This is a genomic window from Pseudomonas sp. S2_E01, assembly GCF_054668365.1.
The window spans coordinates 2,488,225-2,512,377 of the sequence record NZ_CP162762.1 but is presented as its reverse complement, the minus strand read 5'-3'; the positions used below and the strand labels follow the sequence as shown (position 1 = coordinate 2,512,377).

22 protein-coding genes are annotated in these 24,153 nt (G+C 60.1%); 10 read left to right on the top strand and 12 right to left on the bottom strand.

From position 1 onward, the window contains the following. Positions 1-77: 77 nt before the first annotated feature. The gene (locus AB4O36_RS11470; protein WP_169866583.1) at positions 78-749 is read right to left on the bottom strand and encodes a response regulator; all 672 of its coding nucleotides are present in this window, start codon (positions 747-749) and stop codon (positions 78-80) included. Then, positions 724-4,101, bottom strand: a complete 3,378-nt coding sequence (locus AB4O36_RS11465) for an ATP-binding protein (RefSeq protein WP_460141788.1) — start codon at positions 4,099-4,101, stop codon at positions 724-726. The genes AB4O36_RS11470 and AB4O36_RS11465 overlap by 26 nt, the downstream gene beginning before the upstream one ends. A gap of 261 nt (positions 4,102-4,362) precedes the next feature. Between AB4O36_RS11465 and urtA the strand changes: the two genes are divergently transcribed. The 7 genes from urtA (at position 4,363) to AB4O36_RS11430 (ending at position 11,071) form a co-directional block, all read left to right on the top strand. After that, positions 4,363-5,607 carry an urea ABC transporter substrate-binding protein gene (gene urtA, locus AB4O36_RS11460; RefSeq protein WP_169866581.1) on the top strand — a complete coding sequence of 415 codons (1,245 nt, stop codon included), beginning with the start codon at positions 4,363-4,365 and terminating at the stop codon, positions 5,605-5,607. 72 nt (positions 5,608-5,679) lie between these two features. Further along, on the top strand, positions 5,680-6,597 hold the full coding sequence (gene urtB / locus AB4O36_RS11455) for an urea ABC transporter permease subunit UrtB (RefSeq protein ID WP_460141787.1): 918 nt from the start codon (positions 5,680-5,682) through the stop codon (positions 6,595-6,597). Positions 6,598-6,606: 9 nt separating this feature from the next. Then, positions 6,607-7,782, top strand: coding sequence for an urea ABC transporter permease subunit UrtC (gene urtC / locus AB4O36_RS11450; protein ID WP_460141786.1), 1,176 nt, complete (start codon positions 6,607-6,609; stop codon positions 7,780-7,782). After that, on the top strand, positions 7,779-8,540 hold the full coding sequence (gene urtD, locus AB4O36_RS11445) for an urea ABC transporter ATP-binding protein UrtD (protein ID WP_460141785.1): 762 nt from the start codon (positions 7,779-7,781) through the stop codon (positions 8,538-8,540). Before urtC ends, urtD begins: the two co-directional genes overlap by 4 nt. A gap of 10 nt (positions 8,541-8,550) precedes the next feature. Then, positions 8,551-9,240: an urea ABC transporter ATP-binding subunit UrtE gene (urtE, locus tag AB4O36_RS11440; RefSeq protein WP_460141784.1), complete on the top strand. Its 690-nt coding sequence runs from the start codon at positions 8,551-8,553 to the stop codon at positions 9,238-9,240. Between the two features lie 164 nt (positions 9,241-9,404). Then, positions 9,405-10,634 carry a formamidase gene (fmdA, locus tag AB4O36_RS11435; RefSeq protein WP_169866576.1) on the top strand — a complete coding sequence of 410 codons (1,230 nt, stop codon included), beginning with the start codon at positions 9,405-9,407 and terminating at the stop codon, positions 10,632-10,634. Between the two features lie 89 nt (positions 10,635-10,723). Further along, positions 10,724-11,071, top strand: coding sequence for an FmdB family zinc ribbon protein (locus AB4O36_RS11430; protein ID WP_460141783.1), 348 nt, complete (start codon positions 10,724-10,726; stop codon positions 11,069-11,071). Between the two features lie 107 nt (positions 11,072-11,178). Here the strand turns inward: AB4O36_RS11430 and AB4O36_RS11425 are convergent, their stop codons facing one another. Together AB4O36_RS11425 and AB4O36_RS11420 are read right to left on the bottom strand one after the other, a co-directional pair. Then, on the bottom strand, positions 11,179-11,775 hold the full coding sequence (locus tag AB4O36_RS11425; RefSeq protein ID WP_460141782.1) for an NADPH-dependent FMN reductase: 597 nt from the start codon (positions 11,773-11,775) through the stop codon (positions 11,179-11,181). After that, a complete protein-coding gene (locus AB4O36_RS11420) occupies positions 11,772-12,626 on the bottom strand; it encodes a sterol desaturase family protein (RefSeq protein WP_460141781.1) in 855 nt (284 codons plus the stop codon). Before AB4O36_RS11420 ends, AB4O36_RS11425 begins: the two co-directional genes overlap by 4 nt. A gap of 68 nt (positions 12,627-12,694) precedes the next feature. On the opposite strand from AB4O36_RS11420, the gene AB4O36_RS11415 reads away from it, so the two are divergent. From AB4O36_RS11415 to AB4O36_RS11405, 3 genes are all read left to right on the top strand, one after another. Further along, a complete protein-coding gene (locus tag AB4O36_RS11415; RefSeq protein WP_460141780.1) occupies positions 12,695-13,654 on the top strand; it encodes an AraC family transcriptional regulator in 960 nt (319 codons plus the stop codon). A gap of 294 nt (positions 13,655-13,948) precedes the next feature. Further along, positions 13,949-14,251: a transposase gene (locus tag AB4O36_RS11410; protein WP_014717988.1), complete on the top strand. Its 303-nt coding sequence runs from the start codon at positions 13,949-13,951 to the stop codon at positions 14,249-14,251. Continuing rightward, complete coding sequence (locus AB4O36_RS11405) at positions 14,248-15,084, top strand: IS3 family transposase (RefSeq protein WP_460142121.1); 837 nt, start codon at positions 14,248-14,250, stop codon at positions 15,082-15,084. The genes AB4O36_RS11410 and AB4O36_RS11405 overlap by 4 nt, the downstream gene beginning before the upstream one ends. A 351-nt stretch (positions 15,085-15,435) precedes the next feature. On the opposite strand, the gene AB4O36_RS11400 is transcribed toward AB4O36_RS11405, so the two are convergent. The 8 genes from AB4O36_RS11400 to AB4O36_RS11365 form a co-directional block, all read right to left on the bottom strand. After that, a complete protein-coding gene (locus AB4O36_RS11400) occupies positions 15,436-15,906 on the bottom strand; it encodes an Lrp/AsnC family transcriptional regulator (protein ID WP_169866571.1) in 471 nt (156 codons plus the stop codon). Positions 15,907-15,932: 26 nt separating this feature from the next. Further along, the gene (locus AB4O36_RS11395; RefSeq protein WP_460141779.1) at positions 15,933-17,234 is read right to left on the bottom strand and encodes an NAD(P)/FAD-dependent oxidoreductase; all 1,302 of its coding nucleotides are present in this window, start codon (positions 17,232-17,234) and stop codon (positions 15,933-15,935) included. Positions 17,235-17,325: 91 nt separating this feature from the next. Further along, the gene (locus AB4O36_RS11390) at positions 17,326-18,165 is read right to left on the bottom strand and encodes a transporter substrate-binding domain-containing protein (protein WP_169866569.1); all 840 of its coding nucleotides are present in this window, start codon (positions 18,163-18,165) and stop codon (positions 17,326-17,328) included. 57 nt (positions 18,166-18,222) lie between these two features. Beyond that, positions 18,223-18,981, bottom strand: coding sequence for an amino acid ABC transporter ATP-binding protein (locus AB4O36_RS11385; protein WP_460141778.1), 759 nt, complete (start codon positions 18,979-18,981; stop codon positions 18,223-18,225). 15 nt (positions 18,982-18,996) lie between these two features. Beyond that, entirely contained in the window at positions 18,997-19,962 is a 966-nt protein-coding gene (locus tag AB4O36_RS11380) for an amino acid ABC transporter permease (protein WP_460141777.1), read from the bottom strand. 287 nt (positions 19,963-20,249) lie between these two features. Continuing rightward, positions 20,250-21,893 (bottom strand): acetolactate synthase large subunit, encoded by a 1,644-nt coding sequence (locus tag AB4O36_RS11375; protein ID WP_460125074.1) that lies wholly within the window; start codon positions 21,891-21,893, stop codon positions 20,250-20,252. Positions 21,894-21,981: 88 nt separating this feature from the next. Further along, complete coding sequence (locus AB4O36_RS11370; RefSeq protein ID WP_460141776.1) at positions 21,982-22,992, bottom strand: helix-turn-helix transcriptional regulator; 1,011 nt, start codon at positions 22,990-22,992, stop codon at positions 21,982-21,984. A 4-nt stretch (positions 22,993-22,996) separates the two neighbouring features. Continuing rightward, positions 22,997-24,013, bottom strand: a complete 1,017-nt coding sequence (locus AB4O36_RS11365; protein ID WP_460141775.1) for an AraC family transcriptional regulator — start codon at positions 24,011-24,013, stop codon at positions 22,997-22,999. Positions 24,014-24,153 lie beyond the last annotated feature (140 nt).

Here is a 24,153-nt window from a genome sequence, read left to right as displayed (position 1 = left end):
CGCGGTGTCGGTGGAGCGATCGAGCCTCAAGTCTGCCCACGAACGCATCGTCGAGATGTTGATGGCCGGCGAACGGATCAACCTTCTTTTGCCATCGCGGCGAGCGCTACCGAGGTTGCAGCCGTCCGCGTCTCCACGCCGAGCTTGATGTAGATGTGCTCAAGGTGCTTGTTCACGGTCCTTGGGCTCAGTTGCAGGATGTCGGCAATGTCCTTGTTGGTCTTGCCACATGACACCCAGCGCAGTACCTCGACTTCGCGTTCGGTCAAGTGAAAGCGGTGGGACAGGCGGGTGAAGACCAGCGCGTCATCGAACCCCACCTGCTGGGACGAGTCGCGCGCCGATTGCAACGTGCGTGCGGTACGCAGGTGCGAGGCGACCCGTGCGACCATTTCTGCGCACTGTATGGGTTTGGTGACGTAGTCGATGGCGCCGGCCTCGAATCCCTTGACCACATGATCGGTGTCGGTGAGTGCCGTCATGAACAGCACCGGAATGTTCGAAGCCTCGGGCTGTTGCTTGATCTGTCGACAGGTTTCAAAGCCGTCCAGGCCGGGCATCATCGCGTCCAGCAGGATCAGGTCCGGTCGCCGGCGCTGGATGCGCGTCAATGCGCTGGTGCCATCCAGCGCGACCAACACCATGTAGCCGGCTTCATCCAGCGCATCGGACAGCAACGCCAGGTTATCCGGCGTATCGTCGACAATCAGGATGACCCCTTTCTCAGTCGGCTGGGTGATGGCGTTCATTGAGCACCTCCTTTAACTGCAAACTCAGTTCGTCCAGGCGAAAGCCCTTGGCCAGCAGCCGCAAGTCGGCGATGAAACTGGCGCTGGCGACGCTTTGACGCTCGATGGCATCCAGCTTGTTCTGGATGCCGCGTACGTGCCCGAGCCCGCACAGTTCATACAAATCTTCCAGGTCCTGGCGGGGCGGTAGCACCCACGGCACCTTTATCTCTGCGGTATTGGGCGGCCGGTGTTGCCACTCCAGTTTCAGGTGATGCTTGAGGCGGTCGAGCAAGTGGCGCAGGTGCACGGGCTTGGACAGGTAGTCGTGGCCCAGACTGTCCTCTGTGCTGGTGTTGGCATTGGCCGACAACACAATCACCGGCACATCGGAGCGGGCGTTGTGGCGGATCATGCGGATGGTGCTCCAGCCGTCCATGTCCGGCATCGACAGGTCCATGAGGATCAGGTCCGGGTGCAGCAGCGACACCTGGCGCACGGCCTCCAGGCCGTTCTGTGCCTGGACGATCTCGAAGCCCAGGGGTTCGAGCATCCCGGCGATGACCTTGCGATGCTCGATGTGGTCATCCACCACCAATACCCGACGGCGCCGGCCTTCGTAGCCGATCACATCATGGTTGGCGTCCTCGACCGCCTTGGGCACCCGCACTTCGGAGAGGAACAGGCGCACCTGAAAGTGCGTGCCTTCGCCCTGGGTACTGGAGACGGAGAGGGCGCCGCCCATCAGCGAGGTCAACATGCGGGTGATGGTCAAACCCAATCCCACGCCATTGTCCTGGCGAGTCTGGCCGCCACGCTCGAAGGGCTGGAAGATGCGCTCGATTTGCTCCGGGGCAATGCCGATGCCGCTGTCGATGATGTCAAAGATGGCGGTTTCCCTGCGGTAGCTGACACGCAACACCACTTCGCCACGGTCCGTGAAGTTCACCGCGTTGCCCAACAGATTGATCAGGATCTGCCTGACGCGTTTTTCGTCACCGCGCACCACCATGGGCATGCGCCCCTCAAGTTCCAGGCGAAAGTTGAGGTGCTTCTGGGTGGCGGTACTGGCGAAGATTTTCTCAAGGTCGTGCAGGAACTCCTGAAACAGGATTTCCGACGGCTCCAGCCGCAGTTTCCCCGCCTCGATCTTCGCCACGTCCAGCAGCCCGTCGATCAACGACAACAGGTGCGAACTGCTGCGCATGATGGTTGCCAGCGGGTCCTGATTTCGTGCGGGCGTTGCCCCATCTCGTTGCAGGATCTGGGTAAACCCCAGGATGCTGTTGAGCGGAGTGCGCAGTTCGTGGGAAAGCCCGGTGATGTAACGACTCTTGGCGGCATTCGCCGCTTCCGAGGCTTCCTTGGCTTCTTGCAGCGCCAGGTCGGTTTTCTCGTGGGCTTCGATCTCCTGGATCAGCAAGGACGTCTGGCGCTCGGATTCTTCCTGGGCGACGCGTCGACTTTCCCGGGTCAGCACGATCCACCAGGCCAGCACACCGGCACCGACGCACACCATCAGGAAGGCCTTGAGGAACGCCAGCGTCAACATCTGTTGAGCCGACGGATCGACCAACCCATGGGCGACCTGTTTGTAGATCAGTGCGAGCCCTCCAGATGATCCGGCCAGCAGAATCGCCAGCAGGCCAAGGTATTGCGCTAGGCGTGTGTGCAGATAGCGGCGCGGCAGGCGCGGCAACATGCGGCTGATCAAGTCTTCCAGTTGCAGGGAGAGCCGCGCCCGGGTCTTGCACTGATCGGCGCAACGCGCGTCGAGTGAGCAGCACAGCGAGCAAATGGGCGTGCGGTAGGCGGGGCAGTACGCCATGTCTGGCGTTTCGAAATGGTTGTTGCACAGGCCGCACCGCAGGTTTTCCTGTGGACCTTCAGGGTAGAGCAGGTTGCTTGCGCTGGTGCGGGCAATGTAATAACGCCCCTGGGTCAGCCACGCCAATAGTGGCGCGGTGATCAACGCAATAGTCAGCGAGATCAGGGGCGGCGCCGCCTGGGCCAGCGAACCAAACAAACCGAAGTGCGCGCAAAACGAGGCGAGCGAAGCGATCAACATCGCGCCGACCCCCACCGGATTGATGTCGTAGAGGTGCGCGCGCTTGAATTCGATGTACCGGGGTGACCAGCCCATCGGTTTGTTGATCACCAGATCGGCAACCAGGGCACCAATCCAGGCAATCGCCACGTTCGCGTAAAGCCCCAGCACCTGCTCGATGGCATCGAACACGCCCAGCTCCATCAGCACCAGTGCGATGGCGACGTTGAACACCAGCCAGATCACCCGACCGGGATGGCTATGGGTGACGCGGGCGAAGAAGTTCGACCAGGCCAGGGAGCCGGCATAGGCATTGGTCAGGTTGATCTTCACCTGGGAAATGATCACGAACAGGGTCATGGCCGCCAGTGCCCATTCAGGCGAACTGAACACATAGCGGTAGGCGACCAGGTACATTTGCGTCGGCTCGGCAGCTCGCTCGATGGGCACTTCGTACTGCAAGGCCAGGAACGCGAGGAACGCTCCGGCCATGATTTTCAGGGCGCCGGGGATGATCCAGCCGGGGCCGGCCATCAGCAGCGCCGCCCACCAGCGTTTGCGATTGCGCCGGGTTTTCTCCGGCAGGAACCGCAAGTAGTCGACTTGCTCGCCAATTTGCGTGACCAGCGACAGCGCCACACTGAACGCGGCACCGAACAACAACAGATCAAAGGTGCTGCCTTCGCCTTCGCGCCCCGAAAAGGTCATCCAGTCGCTCAAGGCCGTGGGGTTTTTCCAGATCACAAAGACATAGGGAACCAACAGCAGGATCAACCACAGCGGCTGCGACCACATCTGCAAGCGGTTGATGAGGGTGATGCCGTAGGCCACCAGCGGAATCACGATCACCGAACAGATGACGTAGGCGAGCGCCAGGGGAATCTGGAAGTACAGCTCCAGGGCCAGGCTCATGATCGCCGCTTCCAGGGCAAAAAATAGAAAGGTGAAACTCGCGTAGATCAGCGACGTGATGGTCGAGCCGATGTAGCCGAAGCCCGCACCACGGGTGAGCAGGTCCATGTCCACGCCATAACGTGCTGCGTAGTAGCTGATGGGCAGACCCGTGAAAAAGATGACCAATGCGGCGGCCAGGATGGCCCACGCGGTGTTGGTGAAGCCGTAGCTCATCACCAGGGCGCCACCAATGGCCTCCAGCGCCAGGAACGACACCGCGCCCATGGCCGTGTTGGCGATACGAAACTCGGACCATTTGCGAAAGGCCTTTGGGGTGAACCTCAACGCGTAGTCTTCCATTGTCTCGTCGGCGACCAGGCTGTTGTAGTCGCGGCGGACTTTGATGATGCGCTGGGAGCCAGGTGGAGACACGATACGCTTCCGCAGGAGAGTTGAAGGGCGCTGACAGGGTCGGTCGAAGCAAATTCCGTGCCCCGGCCTGGGGCCCTGTCCTCGGCGAACGCCCGCGATCATGCCAGCCCGGCGCGGTGCTGGCGGTACGTCAAATGACGTACTTCCCTACGTCAAGCTGCGTATACCGGGTTAATGCCCCCGGCTTCATGCTGCGTCCACCTCGTGACGAAACGCCATTTAGAGCGTTTGCCGCGAATCACCCGCACAGGAGCCGCATCAATGGAAAAATCATTACCGGGCGCCAAGCGCTTCCTCCCGCGACGGTTGACACTGGGGGCCGCCGCGCTGTCGCTGATCGCCGCCAGCATTGTTGGCCAATCGGCGCTGGCGGATGACGCCAACACCACGGGCCTGGCGGTGACCGCCACCGAAGTCACCGTGGGCCAACTGCATTCGGCCACCGGCACCATGGCGATCTCCGAAACCGGTTCGATCCAGGCCGAACGCCTGGCCATCGACCAGATCAACGCTTCAGGCGGGATTTTGGGTCGTCAGATCAAGGTCGTGCAGGAAGATGGTGCATCCGACTGGCCAACCTTCGCGGAAAAAGCGCGCAAGCTGCTGGTGGGCGACAAAGTGGCAGCGGTGTTCGGCTGCTGGACCTCGGCCTCGCGCAAGGCAGTGTTGCCGGTGTTCGAGAAAGAAAACGGCTTGCTGTACTACCCCACGTTCTACGAAGGGCTGGAACAGTCCAAGAACGTGATCTACACCGGCCAGGAAGCCACTCAACAAATCATTGCCAGCCTGGACTGGATCGCCAAGGAGAAGGGCGCCAAGACGTTCTACCTGATCGGCTCCGATTACATCTGGCCACGCACTTCGATGAAGATCGCCCGCAAGCACATCGAAAACGTACTACACGGCACGGTGGTTGGCGAGGACTACTACCCGTTGGGCAACACCCAGTTCGGTTCGCTGATCAACAAGGTCAAGCTGAAAAAGCCTGACGTGGTGTTCGCCGCCGTCGTGGGCGGTTCCAACGTCGCTTTCTACAAGCAACTCAAGGCGGCAGGCGTGACCGCTTCCAAGCAGAACCTGCTGACCCTGTCGGTGACCGAGGATGAACTGCTGGGTATCGGCGGCGAAAACATGGCCGGTTTCTATGCCTCGATGAAGTACTTCCAGAGCCTGGACAACCCGAACAACAAAGCCTTCGTCGATGCCTTCAAGGCCAAGTACGGCAAGGACGCGGTGATGGGTGACGTGACCCAGGCGGCCTATCTCGGCCCTTGGCTGTGGAAGGCGGCGGTCGAGAAGGCCGGCAGCTTCGACATCGACAAGGTGGTGGCCGCATCCCCGGGCATCGAGCTGAAAACCGCACCCGAAGGCTACGTGAAGGTCCACGACAATCACCACCTGTGGAGCAAGACCCGCATCGGTGAAGCCCAGGCCGACGGCCAGTTCAAGGTGATCTACGAGTCGGATCTGATCGAACCGAACCCGTTCCCCAAAGGTTACCAATAAGCCTCGTTCAAGGTGGGGGCGGGGGCCCTCACCTTGAAAACGCCACGCTCTATTCATTCGGAGACCACCACCATGCAATGGCTGACTGATTTCGGTGCCATCGTGGTCATGCAGGGGTTCAACGGGCTTTCCGTATTCTGCGTGCTGCTGCTCATGGCCCTGGGGCTGGCGATCATTTTTGGCCAGATGGGCGTCATCAACATGGCCCATGGCGAATTCCTCACCGTGGGTGCCTACACCACCTACGTGTTGTCGACGCTGGTGCAAACCTACCTGCCGTCGATGCAGCCTTACTATTTTTTCTTCGCCATCGCCTTGTCATTCCTGGTTGCAGGCTCGCTTGGCTGGGTGGTCGAGCGGGTGATGATCAGCCGTTTGTACCACCGGCCCCTGGACACGCTGCTGGCCACCTGGGGTTTGTCGCTGGTGATGCAACAGGCGCTTCGCTCGATTTTCGGCGCGCGGGAAGTCAGCGCAAACCCGCCCGAGTGGCTGATGGGTGCGGTCAACCTGACCGACGCCATCGAGATTCCGCGCAACGGCTTGTTCGTCATGGCCCTGACCGTGCTGATGACCGGTGGCGTGTTCCTCATGCTCTATCGCACGCGATGGGGCTTGCAGGTACGAGCAACGGTACAGAACCGGGTGATGAGCCGGGCGGTTGGCATCAATACCCGTGAAGTGGACCGCATGACGTTCGCCCTGGGTTGCGGGGTCGCGGGTGTCGCCGGTGCCGCGTTTACCACCATCGGCTCGACCGGCCCGACTGCCGGCTCGCTGTATATCGTCGACACCTTCCTGGTGGTGGTGTTCGGCGGCGCGCAGAGTCTGCTGGGCACGATTGCCTCGGCGTTCACCATTGCCCAGACGCAGTCGGTCTCGGAATTCTTCATGAGTGGCTCGATGGCCAAGGTGCTGACCTTGTCGGCGGTGATCCTGATTCTGTTGCTGCGCCCGCAAGGGTTGTTCGCAAGCAAAGTTCGCAAGTAGAGGCCGCTGATGAACACGATAGACAAACTCATGGGTGGGCGGCAGGGCGTGATTGGCCTGCTGATTCTCGCCGCGCTGATCCTGGTAGTGTTTCCACTGACCCTCGACGCCTTCCGCTTGAACATGGTCGGCAAATACCTGACCTACGCCTTCGTCGCGGTTGGCCTGGTGTTGTGCTGGGGTTACGGCGGCATTCTCAGCCTGGGGCAGGGCGTGTTCTTCGGGCTTGGGGGCTATTGCATGGCGATGTTTCTCAAGCTTGAAGCCAGTGACCCGGAAAGCACCAGGATCCAGTCCACGCCGGGAATTCCCGATTTCATGGACTGGAACCAGATCACCGAGCTGCCGGCCCTGTGGATGCCGTTCCACAGTTTCAGCTTCACCGTGATCGCGGTGGTTGCCGTGCCCGTGATCCTCGCCCTGGTGATTGGGGCGGCGCTGTTCAAGCGGCGGGTGGGGGATGTGTACTTCTCCATCGTCACTCAGGCGATTGCGCTGATCCTCACCGTACTGATCATCGGCCAGCAGGGCCTCACCGGTGGCGTTAACGGGATCACCGATCTCAAGACCCTGCTGGGTTGGGATATTCGTGGGGATGGCGCCAAACTGATCCTGTACTTCATCAACGCGGTCCTGCTGCTGGGCTGCATCCTGATGGGCAAGTTCATCCTTGCGTCCAAGCTGGGGCGCCTGCTGATGGCCATGCGCGACAAGGAGGAGCGGGTGCGCTTTTCGGGGTATGACGTCGCCGGTTTCAAGATCTTCGTGTATTGCGTGGCGGCCGGGTTTTCCGCGATTGGCGGGGCGATGTTTGCCTTGCAGGTGGGCTTCATGTCGCCCTCGTTCGTGGGCATTGTGCCGTCGATCGAGATGGTGATCTTCGCCGCCGTGGGTGGACGGATGTCATTGCTGGGGGCGGTCTATGGATCGCTGCTGGTCAATTACGGCAAGACCTATTTCTCCGAGTCGTTCCCGGAACTGTGGCTGTACCTCATGGGCGGGTTGTTCATCGCCGTGGTCATGTACTTTCCCAATGGCCTGGCCGGGGTTTGGGAGACACACGGGCGCAAATGGATCGCACGGTTCGTGCCGGCCAGGAAGGTCGTGACAGTGGCGCCGATCATCAAGGCCGAGACTGCGATAGAGCCCCCTGCAACCACCCGCCCGATGGAGACCCAGTCATGAGCCAGGCGACTGCTTTTCATATGCCCAAGCCCGTGCTGGCCATCGAGGGGCTGACGGTCTCGTTCGACGGTTTCAAGGCGGTGGACAACCTCAACCTGTACATCGACCGCAATGAAGTGCGCGTAGTGATCGGTCCCAATGGCGCTGGCAAGACCACGGTGCTCGACCTGATCTGCGGCAAGACCCGCGCCACAGCCGGCAGCATCGACTTCAAGGGCCGCGAACTGACGAAGATGAAGGAATACGACATTGTGCGGGCGGGTGTCGGTCGCAAGTTCCAGACTCCGTCGATCTACGACAACCTGTCGGTGTTCGAGAACCTGGAAATGTCGTTTCCCAAGGGGCGTACGGTGTTCGGTGCGCTGTTTTTCAAGCGCAGCGACGAGGTGGTGCAACGTGTCCACGACGTGGCGGCGGACATCTTCCTCGGTGAGCTGTTGCAGCAGCAGGCGGGGCTGTTGTCCCACGGCCAGAAACAGTGGCTGGAAATCGGCATGTTGCTGATGCAGGACCCGGAGCTGCTGATGCTCGACGAGCCCGTTGCCGGCATGAGTGTCAGCGAGCGCGCGCAAACCGCCGAGCTGCTCAACCGCATCAGCCAGGGCCGCTCGGTGCTGGTGATCGAGCACGACATGGAGTTCGTGCAGAGCATCGCGCACAAGGTCACGGTGCTGCACCAGGGCAAGGTGCTCGCGGAGGGCAGCATGGAGGCGGTGCAGAAAAACCCGAAAGTCATCGAAGTCTATCTGGGCCACTGAGGAGCAAGGCATGTTTGCAATCAATCAGCTGGCCTGCGGCTACGGCCAGAGCCAGATCCTCCACGACCTGGATCTGAAGGTCGCGAAGCAGGAAATCGTCGCTGTCATGGGCCGCAACGGCATGGGCAAGACCACCCTGTTCAAGAGCCTGATGGGCATCCTGCCGCAATGGCGTGGCCAGGTGGCTGTCGAGGGCGTGAACATCTCGGCCATGGAAACCCATGCTCGGGTCGAGCACGGCCTGGCCTATGTACCGCAGGGGCGAATGATCTTCCCGTCCATGACCGTGCTGGAAAACATCCAGACCGGTTTGCCGGCTTCGGCCAGGGGCAAGGTGCCGGAAGACCTGTATGCGTTGTTCCCGGTGCTGTTCGATATGCGCAGCCGGCGCGGCGGCAACCTCTCGGGCGGGCAGCAGCAACAACTGGCCATCGCCCGTGCGCTGGCGACCAACCCCAAGGTATTGCTGCTGGACGAACCCACCGAGGGCATCCAGCCCTCCGTGATCAAGGACATCGCGCGCACCCTCAAGGAGATCCGCAATCTGCGTGACCTGACCATCGTCGTGTCCGAGCAGGTGCTGTCGTTCACCCTGGAAATCGCCGACCGGTTCCTGGTGATCGAGAAGGGCCGCTTCGTGATCGAGGAAACCCGGGCCAATGTCGATGAGGCAACGATCAGCCGCTATTTGTCGGTGTAACTCGTTGATACAGCTCGCAGGCTTGGCCCTTTGAAATAGCCACTACACTCAAACCCGATCGCTTGAACCGCAGTCACCGCAGGGCCCGCGCTTAATGAAGTCGCGCAGGCCCAAGGCGTTCGTTCGCCTGCGATCGGGGATATTTCCATCCAAGGAGAAACGCAATGACCGAAGTGTTGATCAAAGTCGACCTGAATCAGCCGGCCACTGAAAACGAGCAGATTCACAACCGCTGGCACCCGGATATCCCGATGGCGTGCTGGGTCAGACCCGGTGACGACTTCATCCTGGAAACCTACGACTGGACGGCGGGCGCGATCAAGAACAACGATGACGCCAGTGACGTGCGTGATGTCGACCTGTCCACCGTGCATTACCTGTCGGGACCGGTGGGCGTGCACGGCGCAGAGCCTGGCGACCTGCTGGTGGTCGACCTGCTCGACATCGGCGCCAGGGCCGATTCGCAGTGGGGCTTCAACGGTTTCTTTTCCCGGCAGAACGGTGGCGGTTTCCTCACCGACCATTTCCCTTCGGCGCAGAAAGCCATCTGGGACTTCAAGGGCATGATGACCAGTTCCCGGCACATTCCAGGCGTCGAGTTCGCCGGCCTGATCCATCCCGGTCTGATCGGCTGCCTGCCGGATCACAAGATGCTCGCCGAGTGGAACCGCCGTGAGCAGGAGTTGATCGACACCAACCCCGAGCGCGTACCGCCGCTGGCCAACCCGCCATTCGCCAAGACCGCCCACCTGGGCAAGATGAAAGGCCCCGAGCGTGACATGGCCGCCGCCACGGGCGCCCGTACCGTACCGCCGCGCGAACACGGCGGCAACTGCGACATCAAGGACCTTTCCCGAGGTTCCAAGGTGTTCTTCCCGGTGTACGTCGATGGCGCCGGCCTGTCGGTGGGCGACCTGCACTTCAGCCAGGGCGATGGCGAAATCACCTTCTGCGGCGCCATCGAGATGGCTGGCTGGGTGCACATGCGTGTCGAGCTGATCAAGGGCGGCATGGAAAAATACGGAATCAGGAGCCCGATCTTCAAGCCCAGCCCAATCATCCCGACCTACAACAAATACCTGATTTTCGAAGGGATCTCGGTGGATGAAAGCGGCAAGCAGCATTACCTGGACGTCAACATCGCCTACAAACAGGCCTGCCTGAACGCCATCAACTACATGACCAAGTTCGGTTATTCGCCTGCGCAGGGTTATGCATTGCTGGGGTCGGCGCCGGTGCAGGGGCATATCAGCGGGGTCGTCGACATCCCGAACGCCTGCGCAACGTTGTGGTTGCCCACCGAGATCTTCCAGTTCGATATCAACCCGAGTGCCAACGGTCCGACACGTTTTATCGATGGCAGTATCGATTTGCCGATTGCACCGGATAAATAAGCTCGCGTTCGGAAGTGTTTCCGGTGCAGGACGCGAGTCTTGCGCCGGAATCCATCAGGGATGAACAGTGATTTTTTGGAGTTCTTTCTATGGCTATGTACGAATACGATTGCCCCGAATGCGGATACTTCACGGCGATGCGCCCCATGGCAGACAGCGCATTGCCCTGTGATTGCCCGGCGTGCGGAACATCGAGCCTGCGGGTGATCCTCTCGGCGCCTGGGCTGGCCACCATGGCCGGCAACACACGCAAGGCCATCGCCGCCAACGAGCGCAGCTCACATGCACCCAAGACCGTCGATGAATATCGCGACAACGCCCGACATCCAAAAGGCTGCGGTTGCTGTGGCCCGAGCCAGAAAGTCGAGCCGAGCAAGACCAACCCCCATGCCCTCAAGGGCAAGGCCTCGGGCAGGCCTTGGATGATCAGCCACTGAGCGAAACAAATAACCTGTAGGAGCGGGCTTGCCCGCGATGAGTATGTATCAGGCGCCGACGATGCCGGATATCGCGAGCAAGCTCGCTCCTACAGGGGGCGACTTTTTTACATGCCGTTGGCAAACTCCGGGTCGCCCGGACGCAGGCGTTCGTTGAGGCCGCGCAGGGCGTGGGCGTATTCAGCCAACCCCCCGAGCGTCCAATCAGCACGCCGCCGGATGCGCAAGTCTTCGGCACTGGCGCTGTCCGGGCCATTCATCACCAACTCCACCTGCCGCACGATCAACTGCTCGGGCAGGTAGCAGATGCGGCAATTCTTGTAGCTCGAGGCGCGCAACTCCGAAAGCGGATAGGCGCCACCCTGACCCGAAGACACACCCACCAACAGCGCCGGCTTGTGCCCCAGCTCAAGGTAGCCAGCATGGACGAACAGGTTCTTCAACGCCGGGCACGCCATGCCGTGCCATTCCGGGGTCAGCACCACCAGCGCATCGGCCTCGCGCAACACGGCGCTGTGATCAGCCCACACGCCACCCACATCTTCGGCCGGCCACAAAGGCAGGGGCGCAGCACCAAGGTCGATCACCCGAGGCTGTTCACACAGTGCCAACGCCTGTAAACGCGCAGCGAGAAACCCCGCCACCTTCGACGATTGGCTCGCTTGCTGGCTGGAGCCTGCGACCAGGACGATGTTCAGGCTCATTTGGCCAACTCCTGATTGGATGGACGTTGCGCTTTTGCGCTTTTGCTGCGCGCGAGCGGCCAGAACAACTCCTGCTGCCAGCTCACCGGCTTCATGTCCTCGATACCGTAATGCTCCGGACGCCGGCGGGTGATTTTCGCCGAGCCGAACAACACGTCCCAGAAGAACAGCAGGTTGCCGAAGTTGCCCTTGTAATGGGTCACGCCGTCATCGGCATTCAGCCCGTGGTGCGCCGAGTGGGTGGCGGGCGTGGAAATGGTCCGCTCCAACAACCACATCAGCGGGCGCAACGCCGGTACGCGGTACAGCTTTTCGTCCCAGGGCACGCTGCTGTGGGCGGAGAAGATCACCAGCATCTTGACGATCAGGTAGCCGTAATACACCGGCGCCAGGCCCATGTAGATCAGCATCCCCGAGAACCACAGGCCAGGCATCAGCAGGTAGTAAAAGCTGTTGTTGCGGTAGACGATGCGTATGCTCATGTAAGGCGCCGAATGGTGCGCCCGGTGCAGCGAATACAGGAACGGCACCTTGTGGCTCAGGCGATGCCACCAGTACTGGGTCATGTCGTCCAGCACCAGGAACAAGCCCAGGCCGAGCAGCCAGTGCACATTGGCCAGGCTGTCTTTCAATTGCGGTGCGAAATGATCCAGTAACAGGCTGCTGAGCAAGGTCACCAGCGGCAGGGTCACGCCCATCAGCAGGCTGGAACCTAAGATTTCGATGATCACGTCGCGCCGCTGGCCACGGGGCTGGGTGAAACAGGCGCAGGCGATTTCCAGGGCGATAAAGCCAATCAGAATGGCAAGGATGATCGGTACCGGACTGTTGGAGATTATTGTTGTATTCATGGCACTCTCTGGTTGGGGCCGATAATGGCGACGCCCGACAATAAGAAACCATGGGTCCAGCTCAAGCTATGCGCAAAACGGACAGAATCACCATAAATCCGGCCAAGCCTTCGCCCGAACGATTTCATCGTGGCCCGTTGGGGCGGGTGCTGGAGCGCTACCTCGACAGTTGCACGCTCGAGGCCCGGAGCAACTACAGCATGGTTGCCCTGGAACAACTGTGGCGCAAGGCCGCCAGTCATGATCCGGCCATCGGCCTTAAGCTGTTTTCCCATTTCACCCGCCAGGATTGGCATGTGCTGGCACATGCTTGCCTGTACAGCGCCAATCTGGAGGAGTCGATTCGCTTCTGGGCGCGTTACGCACGCCTGGCTTCGGACATGGACAACATCGTGCTGGTCGAGGAGGGCGACTGCCTGGGTGTCGAGCTGCGCATCGAAGCCCCGGCCAGCCTGGCGCGGTATGTGGTCGAGCACTACTCGGTGATGTCGCTCAGTGTCCTGCGCATCGGCACCGGCTTGACCCTGCTGCCGATGCGCGCGTCTTTCGCCCATCCGCGCCCCGCGTATCATGCGCAGTACGTCCAGTGGTTCGGCGACAACGTGCAGTTCGGGTGTGAGCACAATCGGTTGTACTTCACCCGTTCCAGCCTGCAGACGCCGCTGCAAACCCACAATGCCGGGATGATGGAAGTGCTGTGCCAGGAACTGGACCGGCGCCTGGCGCAACAGCACCAACTCAGCGGCTGGGCCGGCCGGGTGGTGCAGGGGATTCGCCAGAGCCTGGTCGCGGGGCAGGTTTGCAGCCTGGAGACCCAGGCGCAGGTGTTGAACCAGAGCCCACGGACCCTGCGCCGGCGCCTGGACGAGGAAGGCCTGACCTTCCGCTATCTGCTGGACCGGGTGCGGGCGGAGCTTGAGCAGTACCTTGAACTGCAAGGCAACACCCGCACCCAGATCGCTGCGCAACTGGGCTACAGCGATCTGGCCGCCTACGTCCACGCCCGAAAACGCTGGCGCAGTCTTTAGGAGCGAGCATGTCGAAGCGTCGCGATGGCGGTGTGTCAGGCGCTGATGAGGTTGGATGTGCTGGCCCCATCGCGAGCAAGCTCGCTCCTACAGTGTCTGAGGTCGTACACAAAATCTGCGTTCACCGAGAAACCTGTAGGAGCGAGTTTACTCGCGATGGTGGTTAACGATTACGCGGGGTGCCTGGATGCCTGCGGTGTCTGGGATACCATCGCGAGCAAGCTGAACTGGCCTAATGATTTTGGACACTTCAATCGGGCGCTATGATAGCGCCCAAATCTGAGGTGTTTGGATATGCGTAAATCCTATTCGAGTGAGTTCAAGCTCAAGGCTGCCAGCATGGTGTTGGATGAAGGTCAGCCGGTTACCGAAGTCTGTGCCAGCCTGGATATCGGCCCCACAGCCCTGCGCCGTTGGGTTGATCAAGTGCAAAAAGAGCGCTTGGGCTCGACTCCGGTGGGGGCCAAGGCGATTACCGCTGATCAACGAGAAATCCAGAGACTCAAAGCTCTGCTCAGAGAGAAAGACCTGGATATCGAAATCCTAAAAAAGGCCAGTGCTCTCCTGCTTTTGGACGCCAAAGATCATTCACGCTGATCGATGAGCTGGGCGAGCAGTACGGCGTTAAAAAGTGTTGCCGGGCGTTTGGGGGCAACCGCAGTAGCTTTTACGCCTGGCGCCAGCGCCAAGGCAGAGCAAATCCTGAACGGGACAAGCTCAAAGCCGCGTTGGTCAGGCACCACAAGGCGTCCAGAGAGTCGGCCGGCGCACGTACTTTGTCCAAGGAGCTACAAGCCAAAGGGCATCGTATCGGGCGTTATATGGCTCGCAGTTTGATGCGCGAAGCTGGCATCGCTAGTCGTCAGCGCCGGCGCCATAAGTACAAGTCGCCGGGTGTGGAGGCCTTGGTGGCGCCGCACGTGCTCAAGCGAAAATTTGATGTGACGGCGGTTAATCAGGTGTGGTGTGGCGACGTGACATACATCAAGGTCGGCAAGCGGTGGATGTACTTCGCCGCCGTTTTGGATCTGTACGCTCGCAGGATCGTAGGGTGGTCGTTTTCGATGATTTCTGATGCCAACCTGACCTGCGAAGCGCTACGCATGGCGGTTGAGCTGCGCGGCCATCCCCAGGATGTGTTGTTTCATTCTGATCAAGGTTGCCAGTACACCAGCCATAAATTCCGAAATGCGCTTGTGAAACATCGGTTCAGGCAAAGTATGAGCCGTAAAGGCGAGTGCTGGGACAATGCCCCGATGGAGCGTTTCTTTGGTAGTTTGAAGTCCGAGTGGGTGCCTGAAACGGGCTACAAACTGGAGCATGAGGCCCGGGCAGATGTGCAGCGCTATGTCTCGCGCTACAACATCAGCAGGCCTCACAGCTATAACGACTACAGGTCGCCGGTCGTGAAGGAAAGATTGGCGGCGTGAACCGTAATCAGTGTCCAAGATTACTTGACCAGTTCAAGCTCGCTCCTACAGTGTCTGAGGTCGTACACAAAATCTGCGTTCACCGAGAAACCTGTAGGAGCGAGTTTACTAGCGATGGTGGTTAACGATGACGCGGGGTGTCTGGGTGCCTACGGTGTCTGGGATACCATCGCGAGCAAGCTCGCTCCTACAGTGTCTGCGCTCGTACACAAAATCTTCATTCACCGAGAAACCTGTAGGAGCGAGCTTGCTCGCGATGGTGGTTAACGATGACGCGGGGTGTCTGGATGCCTGCGGTGTCTGGGACACCATCGCGAGCAAGCTCGCTCCTACAGGGGTCAATATGCATGATTAGAGGCTCAATTTACGGCTGAACTTGGTTTCCATCACGATGTGTGACGCGGTGTGGGCCACGCCCTTGATCATGTTGATCCGGGTCAGTTCGGCGTTCAGTTCGCTCAAGGTTGGGGTCACCAGGTGGATGATGAAATCCGATTCGCCCGACACCGCATACACCGCCTGCACCGCGTCCATCTTGCGCAGCGAGGTCATGACGTCGGTGTAACTCTTGTTGGTGCACGAGGTCATGGTGAAGCAGTTGATGGTCTGCTGCAGCCGATCCTGATCGATGCGCACACTGTAGCCCGTGATGACGCCGGCCTTTTCCAGGCGGGTGATGCGTTCCTGCACCGCCGAGCGCGACACTCCGAGCTTGCGAGCCAATGACGCGGTGGGTTCGCGGGCATTGGTTTGCAGCAGGCCAAGCAGTTGCCTGTCCTTGTCGGTGAGGTTGAACAGCGGACCGGAACTCTGCACATCCATGGACACGTAATTGACCTCGCGGGGGTTCAGTTGCTCTGTGTCGCTCGGCGTTGCGAGCGGGCTTCCTGGAATATATCCATCATCTTGAGGCCGGCGTAAACCGTTTGTGCTGCCGCCGGTCCCAGCGGACCACCGTTCCATTGCAGGCCATAGGCGTCAAATAGTCGGTAGCGATCGGTTTCACCGCAAATGGCTTCGGCAATCACCCGCCCACCAATCGGCGCGGTGTTCATACCATGGCCACCAAACGAAGTACACGCCCACAGGCCCTGGCCCAGCGGGCCTATGTGCGGCATCTTGTGCCGTGCGTAGCCCATCAGCCCGGACCACGCCTTATCGATCCTGACGCCGCGCAATTGCGGGTAGACGTCGAGAATGTCGTCGGTCAGCAGTTGCCCCAAACGCTTTTCATCCTGCAGGTTGCGGGTGGTGATGCGGCCACCCCAGAGCAGGCGGTCGCCATCGACGATGCGGTAGTAGTCCGAGGCACGACGGTTGTCGCCCACGGCATCGGTGGTGCGCATCACCTCTGGCAGACGCTCGCCCAGGCGTTCGGTAAGTACCGCGTAGGTGGCGATCGGCAGGAAGGCCCGGCGCAGCTTGCCGAATTCGCGACCACCATAGCCGCCGCAGCAATACACCACGTGCGCGCAATCGACGCTGCCTTGATCGGTGAACACTCGATGACGACCGCGCTCGCTCTCGACACGCACCATGGGCGATTGCTCATGGATACGGCCGCCGCTGGCTTCGATCAGCCCGGCCAGGCCCAGGCAGTAATTCAACGGGTGGAAGTGAAAGCCGTGGGTATCGCGCAGCGCCTGGAAGTAGCGATCGGTCCTGAGCCGCTCGCGCACGGCCTGGCGATCCAGGTACTCAAGGTGAAAATCAAAATCGGCAGCCATTTTATCGCGGGTGCGTTGCAGGTTATCGCCGTCGTCGTAGCGCACCACGCTGAGCTTGCCCGACGTGGGCGCGCAACCCGCAAACTGATGACGGGCGATCATCCCGCGCACGGTATCGACGCCTTCCAGCGACAGCTTGAACAGCGCAGAAGCGGTCGCCTTGCCGCATCGCCGCTCGATGGCCGACAAGCCTTCGGACCAGCCCTGTAGTACAAAACCGCCGTTACGCCCCGAAGCGCCCCACGCCACGCGGCCGGCGTCGAGCAGCACCACCGACTTGCCCCGCGAGAGCAGTTCCCAGGCCGTGCTGAGCCCGGCCAGCCCGGCGCCGACGATGCATACGTCGGCCTGCATGGCGCCCGCCAGTGGCGCTCGTTCGCGGGCGTATTGCATGGTGGCGGTGTAGTAATTGTTGATGTACATGAAGGCTCTTGTCCTTTTCTTCACGGCACAGGCGAGCCGGGCGCCGCGTTTAAAACGGGCGCTCGGCAAGGCTTGGGTAGTTTGCTGCGGGTTACTGGACCTGGGTCAGGTCCGCGCCGTACCACTTCTGCGACAGCTGCTTGAGAGTGCCGTCGGCTTTCATCTCCGTGACGATCTTGGTCAAGGCGCTGTTGAAGGCGTCATCACCCTTGTCGGTCGCGAGGGCCAGAGGCTCGTAGTACGCGGGTTTGCCTTCAACCTGCACGATCGGATAGCCATTTTTCACTGCCGCGACGATGGTCGGCAGCGCTGACAAGGTGGCGTTCAGGCGCACACCGTTACCCATGCGCAGGTCATCCAGCGGGCCCATGCTGTCACCGTAGGTCTGCACCTCGCCAGGCTCAACCTCATAGGTGAAGGGCGGCACGTCGGCGGCGTCGATCTTGAGGCGGCGGTTGATGTAGTCCTCGGACGTGGTGCCGGCTTCGACGCCGATGGTCTTGCCATTCAAGTCTGAGGGTTTGGCACCGGCGGCATCCTTGTGCACCGCGAAGACGTAAGGCGTGTAGTAGTAGATCGCCGGGAAATCCAGCACCCGACCGCGCGCGGTGGTGGGGGTCATGGAGCCCACCGACAGATCCCAGCGATTGGCCCAGCGCCCGGCGGTGATGATCCCGTACTCGGGCGTGACGAAGGTGACCTTGCTGCCAAGGCGCTTGGCGATTTCGGTGGCCACATCGATGTCGAAGCCTTGCAACTGGTTATCCGGGCCGAGGAACGATTGCGGCGGCCAGTTGGCGGCGGTGGCGACCTTGATCACCTTGGTGTCGTGGATGCGGTCCAGGGTCGCGCCGGCCCAGGCGGCGCCTGCGGTGGCGGTCAACGCTGTAGCGACGGCGGTTGCGGTGAAGAAGCGGGTAAGTGAGCGCATGAGTCAGTCTCCAGTAGTCTTTGTGCTGGTTTTGTTGTTATCGACGGCTGATGTTTCTCAGTGGCTGAGAATCTGTGACAGGAACTCCCGGGCGCGGGCGTGCTGCGGGTTGTCAAAAAACTCGTTGGGTTTGGCTTGCTCGATGATGCAGCCCTGATCCATGAAAATGATGCGGTCCGCCACGCGCCGGGCGAAGCCCATCTCATGGGTGACGCAGACCATGGTGATGCCGTCCTGCGCCAGCTCGCCCATGACATCCAGCACTTCCTTGACCATCTCCGGGTCAAGCGCCGAGGTGGGTTCATCGAACAGCATGATGCGCGGGCGCATGCACAGGGCGCGGGCGATGGCCACGCGCTGCTGCTGGCCGCCGGAAAGCTGGCCGGGGAACTTGTCGGCCTGGTTGCGGATACGCACACGGTCGAGGTATTCGTAAGCCAGTTCGCGGGCCTGCGCTTCGCTGAGCTTGCTCACCAGACGCGGTCCAAGCATGAGGTTATCCAGCACGGTCATGTGCGGGAACAGGTTGAACTGCTGGAACACCATACCCACCTGGCGGCGGATGTCGGCGACGCGTGTGGCCTCGCGGGTCAACTCGGTGCCGTCGATATGGACGCTGCCTTTCTGGAAATCTTCCAGCAGGTTCAGGCAGCGGATCAGGGTGGACTTGCCGGAACCCGAGGGGCCGCAGACCACCACGATTTCGCCGCTGGCGATGTGCAGGTCGATGCCCTTGAGCACATGAAAGTCGCCGTACCACTTGTGCATGTCGCGAATCGAGACGGCGGGGGACAAGGCGGTTGCAAGTTGATTCATCACAAGGCTCCTGGCTTAGCGGTGGGCACGGTTGAAGTGCTTTTCCAGGCGCGCCTGGACGGTTTCCAGCAGGATCGACAGCAGCCAATAGAGCACGGCGGCGGTGATGAGCATTTCCAGATGGCGGAACTCGGCCCGGCCCTGGGTGCGTGCCAGGAACATCAACTCCCAGACGCCGATGACCGAGACCAGCGAACTGTCCTTGAGCATCGAGATGAACTGGTTGCCGGTGGGCGGAATGATCAGGCGCATCGACTGCGGCAGGATCACCCGGGTCATGGCCTGCCAGGGGTTGAGGCCGATGGCCCTGGAGGCTTCCCACTGGCCACGAGGAATGCTGCTGATGCCGGCGCGGAAGATCTCGGTCATGTACGCGCCGTAGCACAGCGACAGCGCGAGGATGCCAGCCGGCACCGCGCCAACCACATAGCCCAGCTGCGGGATGCCCAGGTAAATCAGGTAGATCTGGATCAGCAGCGGCACGCCCCGGAAGAACGAGGTGTAAAAACTGGCGATGGCAATCGCAAAGCCGTTGGACGACAGGCGCGCAGTGGCGCCCAGCAAGGCAAGGACGAAGGCGATGGCAATCGAGATCGCCGACACGTAGACGGTGGTGAACACACCCTGGGTGATCATGAAGCCGACTTTGGTGGCGATGAAGCTGTAGGACAGGTTGAAGGTGTCGAAAAACAGCAGGAACAACGCCAGCAATTCGCACCAGACCGTAATGATCTGCGTGCGCAGTGGCAGGCGGCCGAGGATGAACAAGTTGAGCACCAGCGTCAGGGTGAGGGTCCCGCCCACCGCGATATCACGCGCCAGTGGCGCCTGCAGGTCCAGGACGATAGGACCCATCAACTGGGACAGCCGACCCTGACCCAATCCAAACACCAGCGTAATGATGAAGATGATCACAGCCACCGCCCCCATGAAGGCGGCGCTGTCGGTCTTGCGAGGTTTGACGACAAGGTCTTTGTACATGGCTTACACGCCCCAGGGGGAACCCCTTTATTGTTGTAAGTCCATTATGAGACGGCAAAATGCCGGGCGGCAGCCGGCGATTTGATTGGTTGTTGGGTTTGTTTTGGCATTTGTCAGGGTTAAAGCCATACAAATGGTCAGCAGACCCTGCAGGAGCGAGCTTGTCGAAGCGTCGAAGCGTCGAACCGTCGAACCGTCGCGATGGCGGTGTGTCAGGCACCAATGATGTTGGATGTGCCGGCCTATTCGCGAGCATGCTCGCTCCTACAGGTTGGGGGAGATCTGATTTAGACCGCCAAACTCCGCTCACGCAACTCGCTATTGAGAATCCGGTCGTTCTCGCTGTAGTCCACCGGGCAATCGATCACATGCACGCCCGGCGTCTTGATGCAGTGTTCGAGCAACCCCAGGAAGCCTTCGGCGCTTTCCACTCGATGGCCGTGGGCGCCGTAGGCCTCGGCATATTTGACGAAGTCCGGGTTGCCATAATCCAGGCCGAAATCGGTGAAACCCATGTTCGCCTGTTTCCAGCGGATCATGCCGTAGCCGTCGTCGCGCAGGATCACCACGGTCAGGTGCATACCCAGTCTTACCGCCGTTTCCAGTTCCTGGCTGTTCATCATGAAACCGCCATCGCCGCACACCGAAACCACCGGACGATCGGGGTGCACCAGATGCGCTGCCATCGCGGACGGCAGACCGGCGCCCATGGTCGCCAAAGCGTTGTCGAGCAATACGGTATTGGGCTTGTGCGCCTTGTAGTTACGAGCGAACCAGATTTTGTAGATGCCGTTGTCCAGCGCTACGATGCCTTCGGACGGTAATGCACGGCGGATGTCGGCCACCAACCGCTGCGGGTACACCGGGAAGCGGTCGTCGTCGGCGCCTTCGGCGATCTGCGTTTCGTTGGCTTCACGGATCGTCATCAGGCGAGTGAAGTCCCAGTGCGACGTGTCGTTCAGCGCTTCACCTATCTGCCACACGGCGTTCGCGATGTCGCCGATCACTTCGATCTGCGGGAAGTACACCGCATCCACCTCGGCGGAACGGAAGTTGATATGGACCACCTCGGTTCCACCGCGCACCATAAAGAACGGGGGTTTCTCGATCACGTCATGGCCGATGTTGACGATCAAGTCCGCCGCTTCCACCGCGCGATGGACAAAATCGCCGGCTGACAGCGCCGCATTGCCGAGAAAACGCGGATGACGCTCATCGACCACGCCCTTGCCCATCTGGGTCGTGATGAATGGGATGCCGGTCTTGTCGATCAGTTGTTTGAGTACCTTGGCGGTCATCTTGCGGTTGGCGCCGGCGCCGATCACCAGGATCGGGCTGCGGGCGGTGCGCAGTTTGTCGACGGCGGCTTCCACCGCTTTGTTTTCCGCCAACGGCCGGCGATGCAGGCTTGGCGGGATCGGGAGGCTCTCGGTCTGCTCGGCGGCGATGTCTTCCGGCAGCTCGAGGTGCACGGCGCCGGGCTTTTCTTCCTCGGCGAGGCGGAAGGCCTCGCGCATGCGCGCCGGGATGTTATCGGCGGAAGCGAATTGGTGGGTGTACTTGGTGATCGGCGCCATCATCCCGCACACATCGATGATCTGGAACCGGCCTTGCTTGGACTTCTTGATCGGCTTCTGCCCGGTGATCATCATCATGGGCATGCCGCCCAGATACGCATAGGCGCTGGCAGTCACCAGGTTGGTGGCGCCGGGGCCCAGGGTCGAGAGGCTGACGCCGGTCTTGCCGGTCAGGCGCCCGTAAGTGGCGGCCATGAAGCCGGCGGACTGCTCGTGGCGGGTCAGCACCAGCTTGATCTTCGACTTGCGCAGGGATTCGAGCAGGTCGAGGTTTTCCTCGCCGGGAATGCCGAATACGTACTCGACACCTTCGTTTTCCAGGCATTGCACAACGACATCGGCAGCCTTGGCCATTTGCGATATTCCTCCAGCGAGTTGTAGGGGACGGGGTTGTCAGGCAGCTTAGCGCGACACCGGCGTATTTAGGCACCGAAAAACGACACTAGACAGCCGAACGACGTTCCGCGCGTAGGCGATAAGCACCTGGAGAACAACCAAACCAGCGATTGCAGGCTCGGTAAAAGCTGCTGATCTCGTTGAAGCCCAGTCGTTGGGCGATCCTGGCCGGGCTCTGATGGGTGAAGCGAATCAAGTGACGGGCCAGTTGCAGTCGGCATTCGTCCTGGAGCTCCCTGAACCCGGTCAATTCATCGTCAAGACGGCTGCGTAGCATGCGCGGCGTGAGGTTCAGCGCGCCCGCAGTACTTTCCAGAGAAATCACGACACCCTTGGCCAGACCAACAACAATGTGATTTTTAACGACCGAGGAGGTTTTAACCGGGAAATTCTGAAGTTCGCCGTTGAGCATGATGTCGTGATGCAGTCGCAAATCGGCACATCGTGTGGGCAGTGGCAGATGCCAGTCTGTTGGCGAAAAAGAGATCTTGTTCACCAGATCGGAGAACGTCAGGTGCGGCCCGAACATGTGTTGTAACGCAGTACAGTCTACAGGTTGGTCGTAGCTGAACGATGCGGCGATGGGCTTGACCCTTCGCGCTGGCAAAAGCCATTCAACAATAGCGATGATGGTCGAAAGATAACAATCGATATAGGACCTGGACAGCTGGAGCAATTCCAGTCGCAGGAACACAATGCTGTAACTATCCGCTTCCTCAAGGATCAGCAGGGGAAGGCCGTCGGATAAAAGCGAAGAGGAGTGTGCGAGGACTTTAAGCGCATCTCCCAGTGTCGGGCTGGACATCATGGGATAAAGCTGCGAATAGAGCTGGCCCGGATGGAACAGTTCGCGGCAGTGAAGGCCAATGTCGGGATTCTCGGCGTCTGCCTCGAGGAACCCCATGAAGTTCGAGATATCCTCGATACGCACCCTCTCGGCGTTCGCCGCTTCTGCGCTCAAGCGCGCATGCAAGCCATTGACCCATTCAGAGGGAGGGGGCGCATATTCCTTGAGTCTCAACACGATTCGGGCGCAGGAGGAGGCAAGCGTCGTCATGGCCTCAAAGCACCTCGATGCTGTTGGTTTTTCGCGCCCGGAGCTGCCCGGGGGACAAGCCGAACCAACGCTGACAAGCTTTATGCAGGCTGCTCGATTCACAGAACCCAAGCAGTGATGTGATTTTCTTGAGACTCATCGTAGAGGTGCACAAGAGGTTGTTGGCGAGCTCCTTGCGCAGTTGCTCCTGCAAAGCGGAAAAAGTGAAACCCTCATTCTCCAGGGACTTTTGCAGCGTTCGTTTGCTCATGCCCAGCGTCAGCGCCATGTTCTCGAGTGAAGGCAGCCGGCCATCTGAGACACCGGCGGAAAAAGCCGAGCGAACTTTCTCGACCAGCGATCCTTTCACCCGCTCTTCCAGCAGCGCCTCGGCATATCGGCCGTGAACGGCGTCCAGCGCAGGGTTGCAGGTCGCCACGGGAATGGCCTGGATGTCGCTATCGAAGGTAAACCTAAGATGCGGAGCATCAAACAGGATGTGGCTGCCGAATAGCTGCGTCAGGTCATTCGTTTCAAGCGGCTCCGGGTAGGGCATTTCAACCCTGATCGGATCGACTTTCGAGGGATGAGCCAGCCAGTGGATGAGCCCTAGTAAAAGAGCGGCTACAGCATCAAAAAAATACCGGGGGGCTTCGTAGGAACCGCCCGGTTGAACGGTGAGGATGAAGTCTGCACACGCCTCTTCAAAGGTGAGGACCGAAGAATCAGTGATTAACGGGTGATATCGTGCCAGGCGCTCCAGCGCAACTTTGATCGTGGAACTGGACATTACCAAATAACCCGGCACGCCAAGAAAATAGGGCCTGCCGAAATCATAGGCAATCAAACCAATATTTTCATCTCGGGTATTTGCATAAGCATCATTGCAAAAGCGATAAACTAGAGCGAGGTCAAGCTTGTCGGTGGTTATACCATTTGACAGTTCGGCCTGAAAATCGGCTAGAAGACTATTGAGTGCCTTATTATTTTTCGAGATCGCCTGGGCAACATTGTTAAATGCAGTCGCCGAAATTGTACACATTGCTCACCCTGAAAAATTCACAACTCACGGATAGTTTCGGCATTCAAGTTAGAAAACATGAACTGCGCGATCGGACATAATAAAAGAAGCTCAAGACACTAGGCAAGGATGACTGTCGGTGTGATGATTTATTCGGTGGT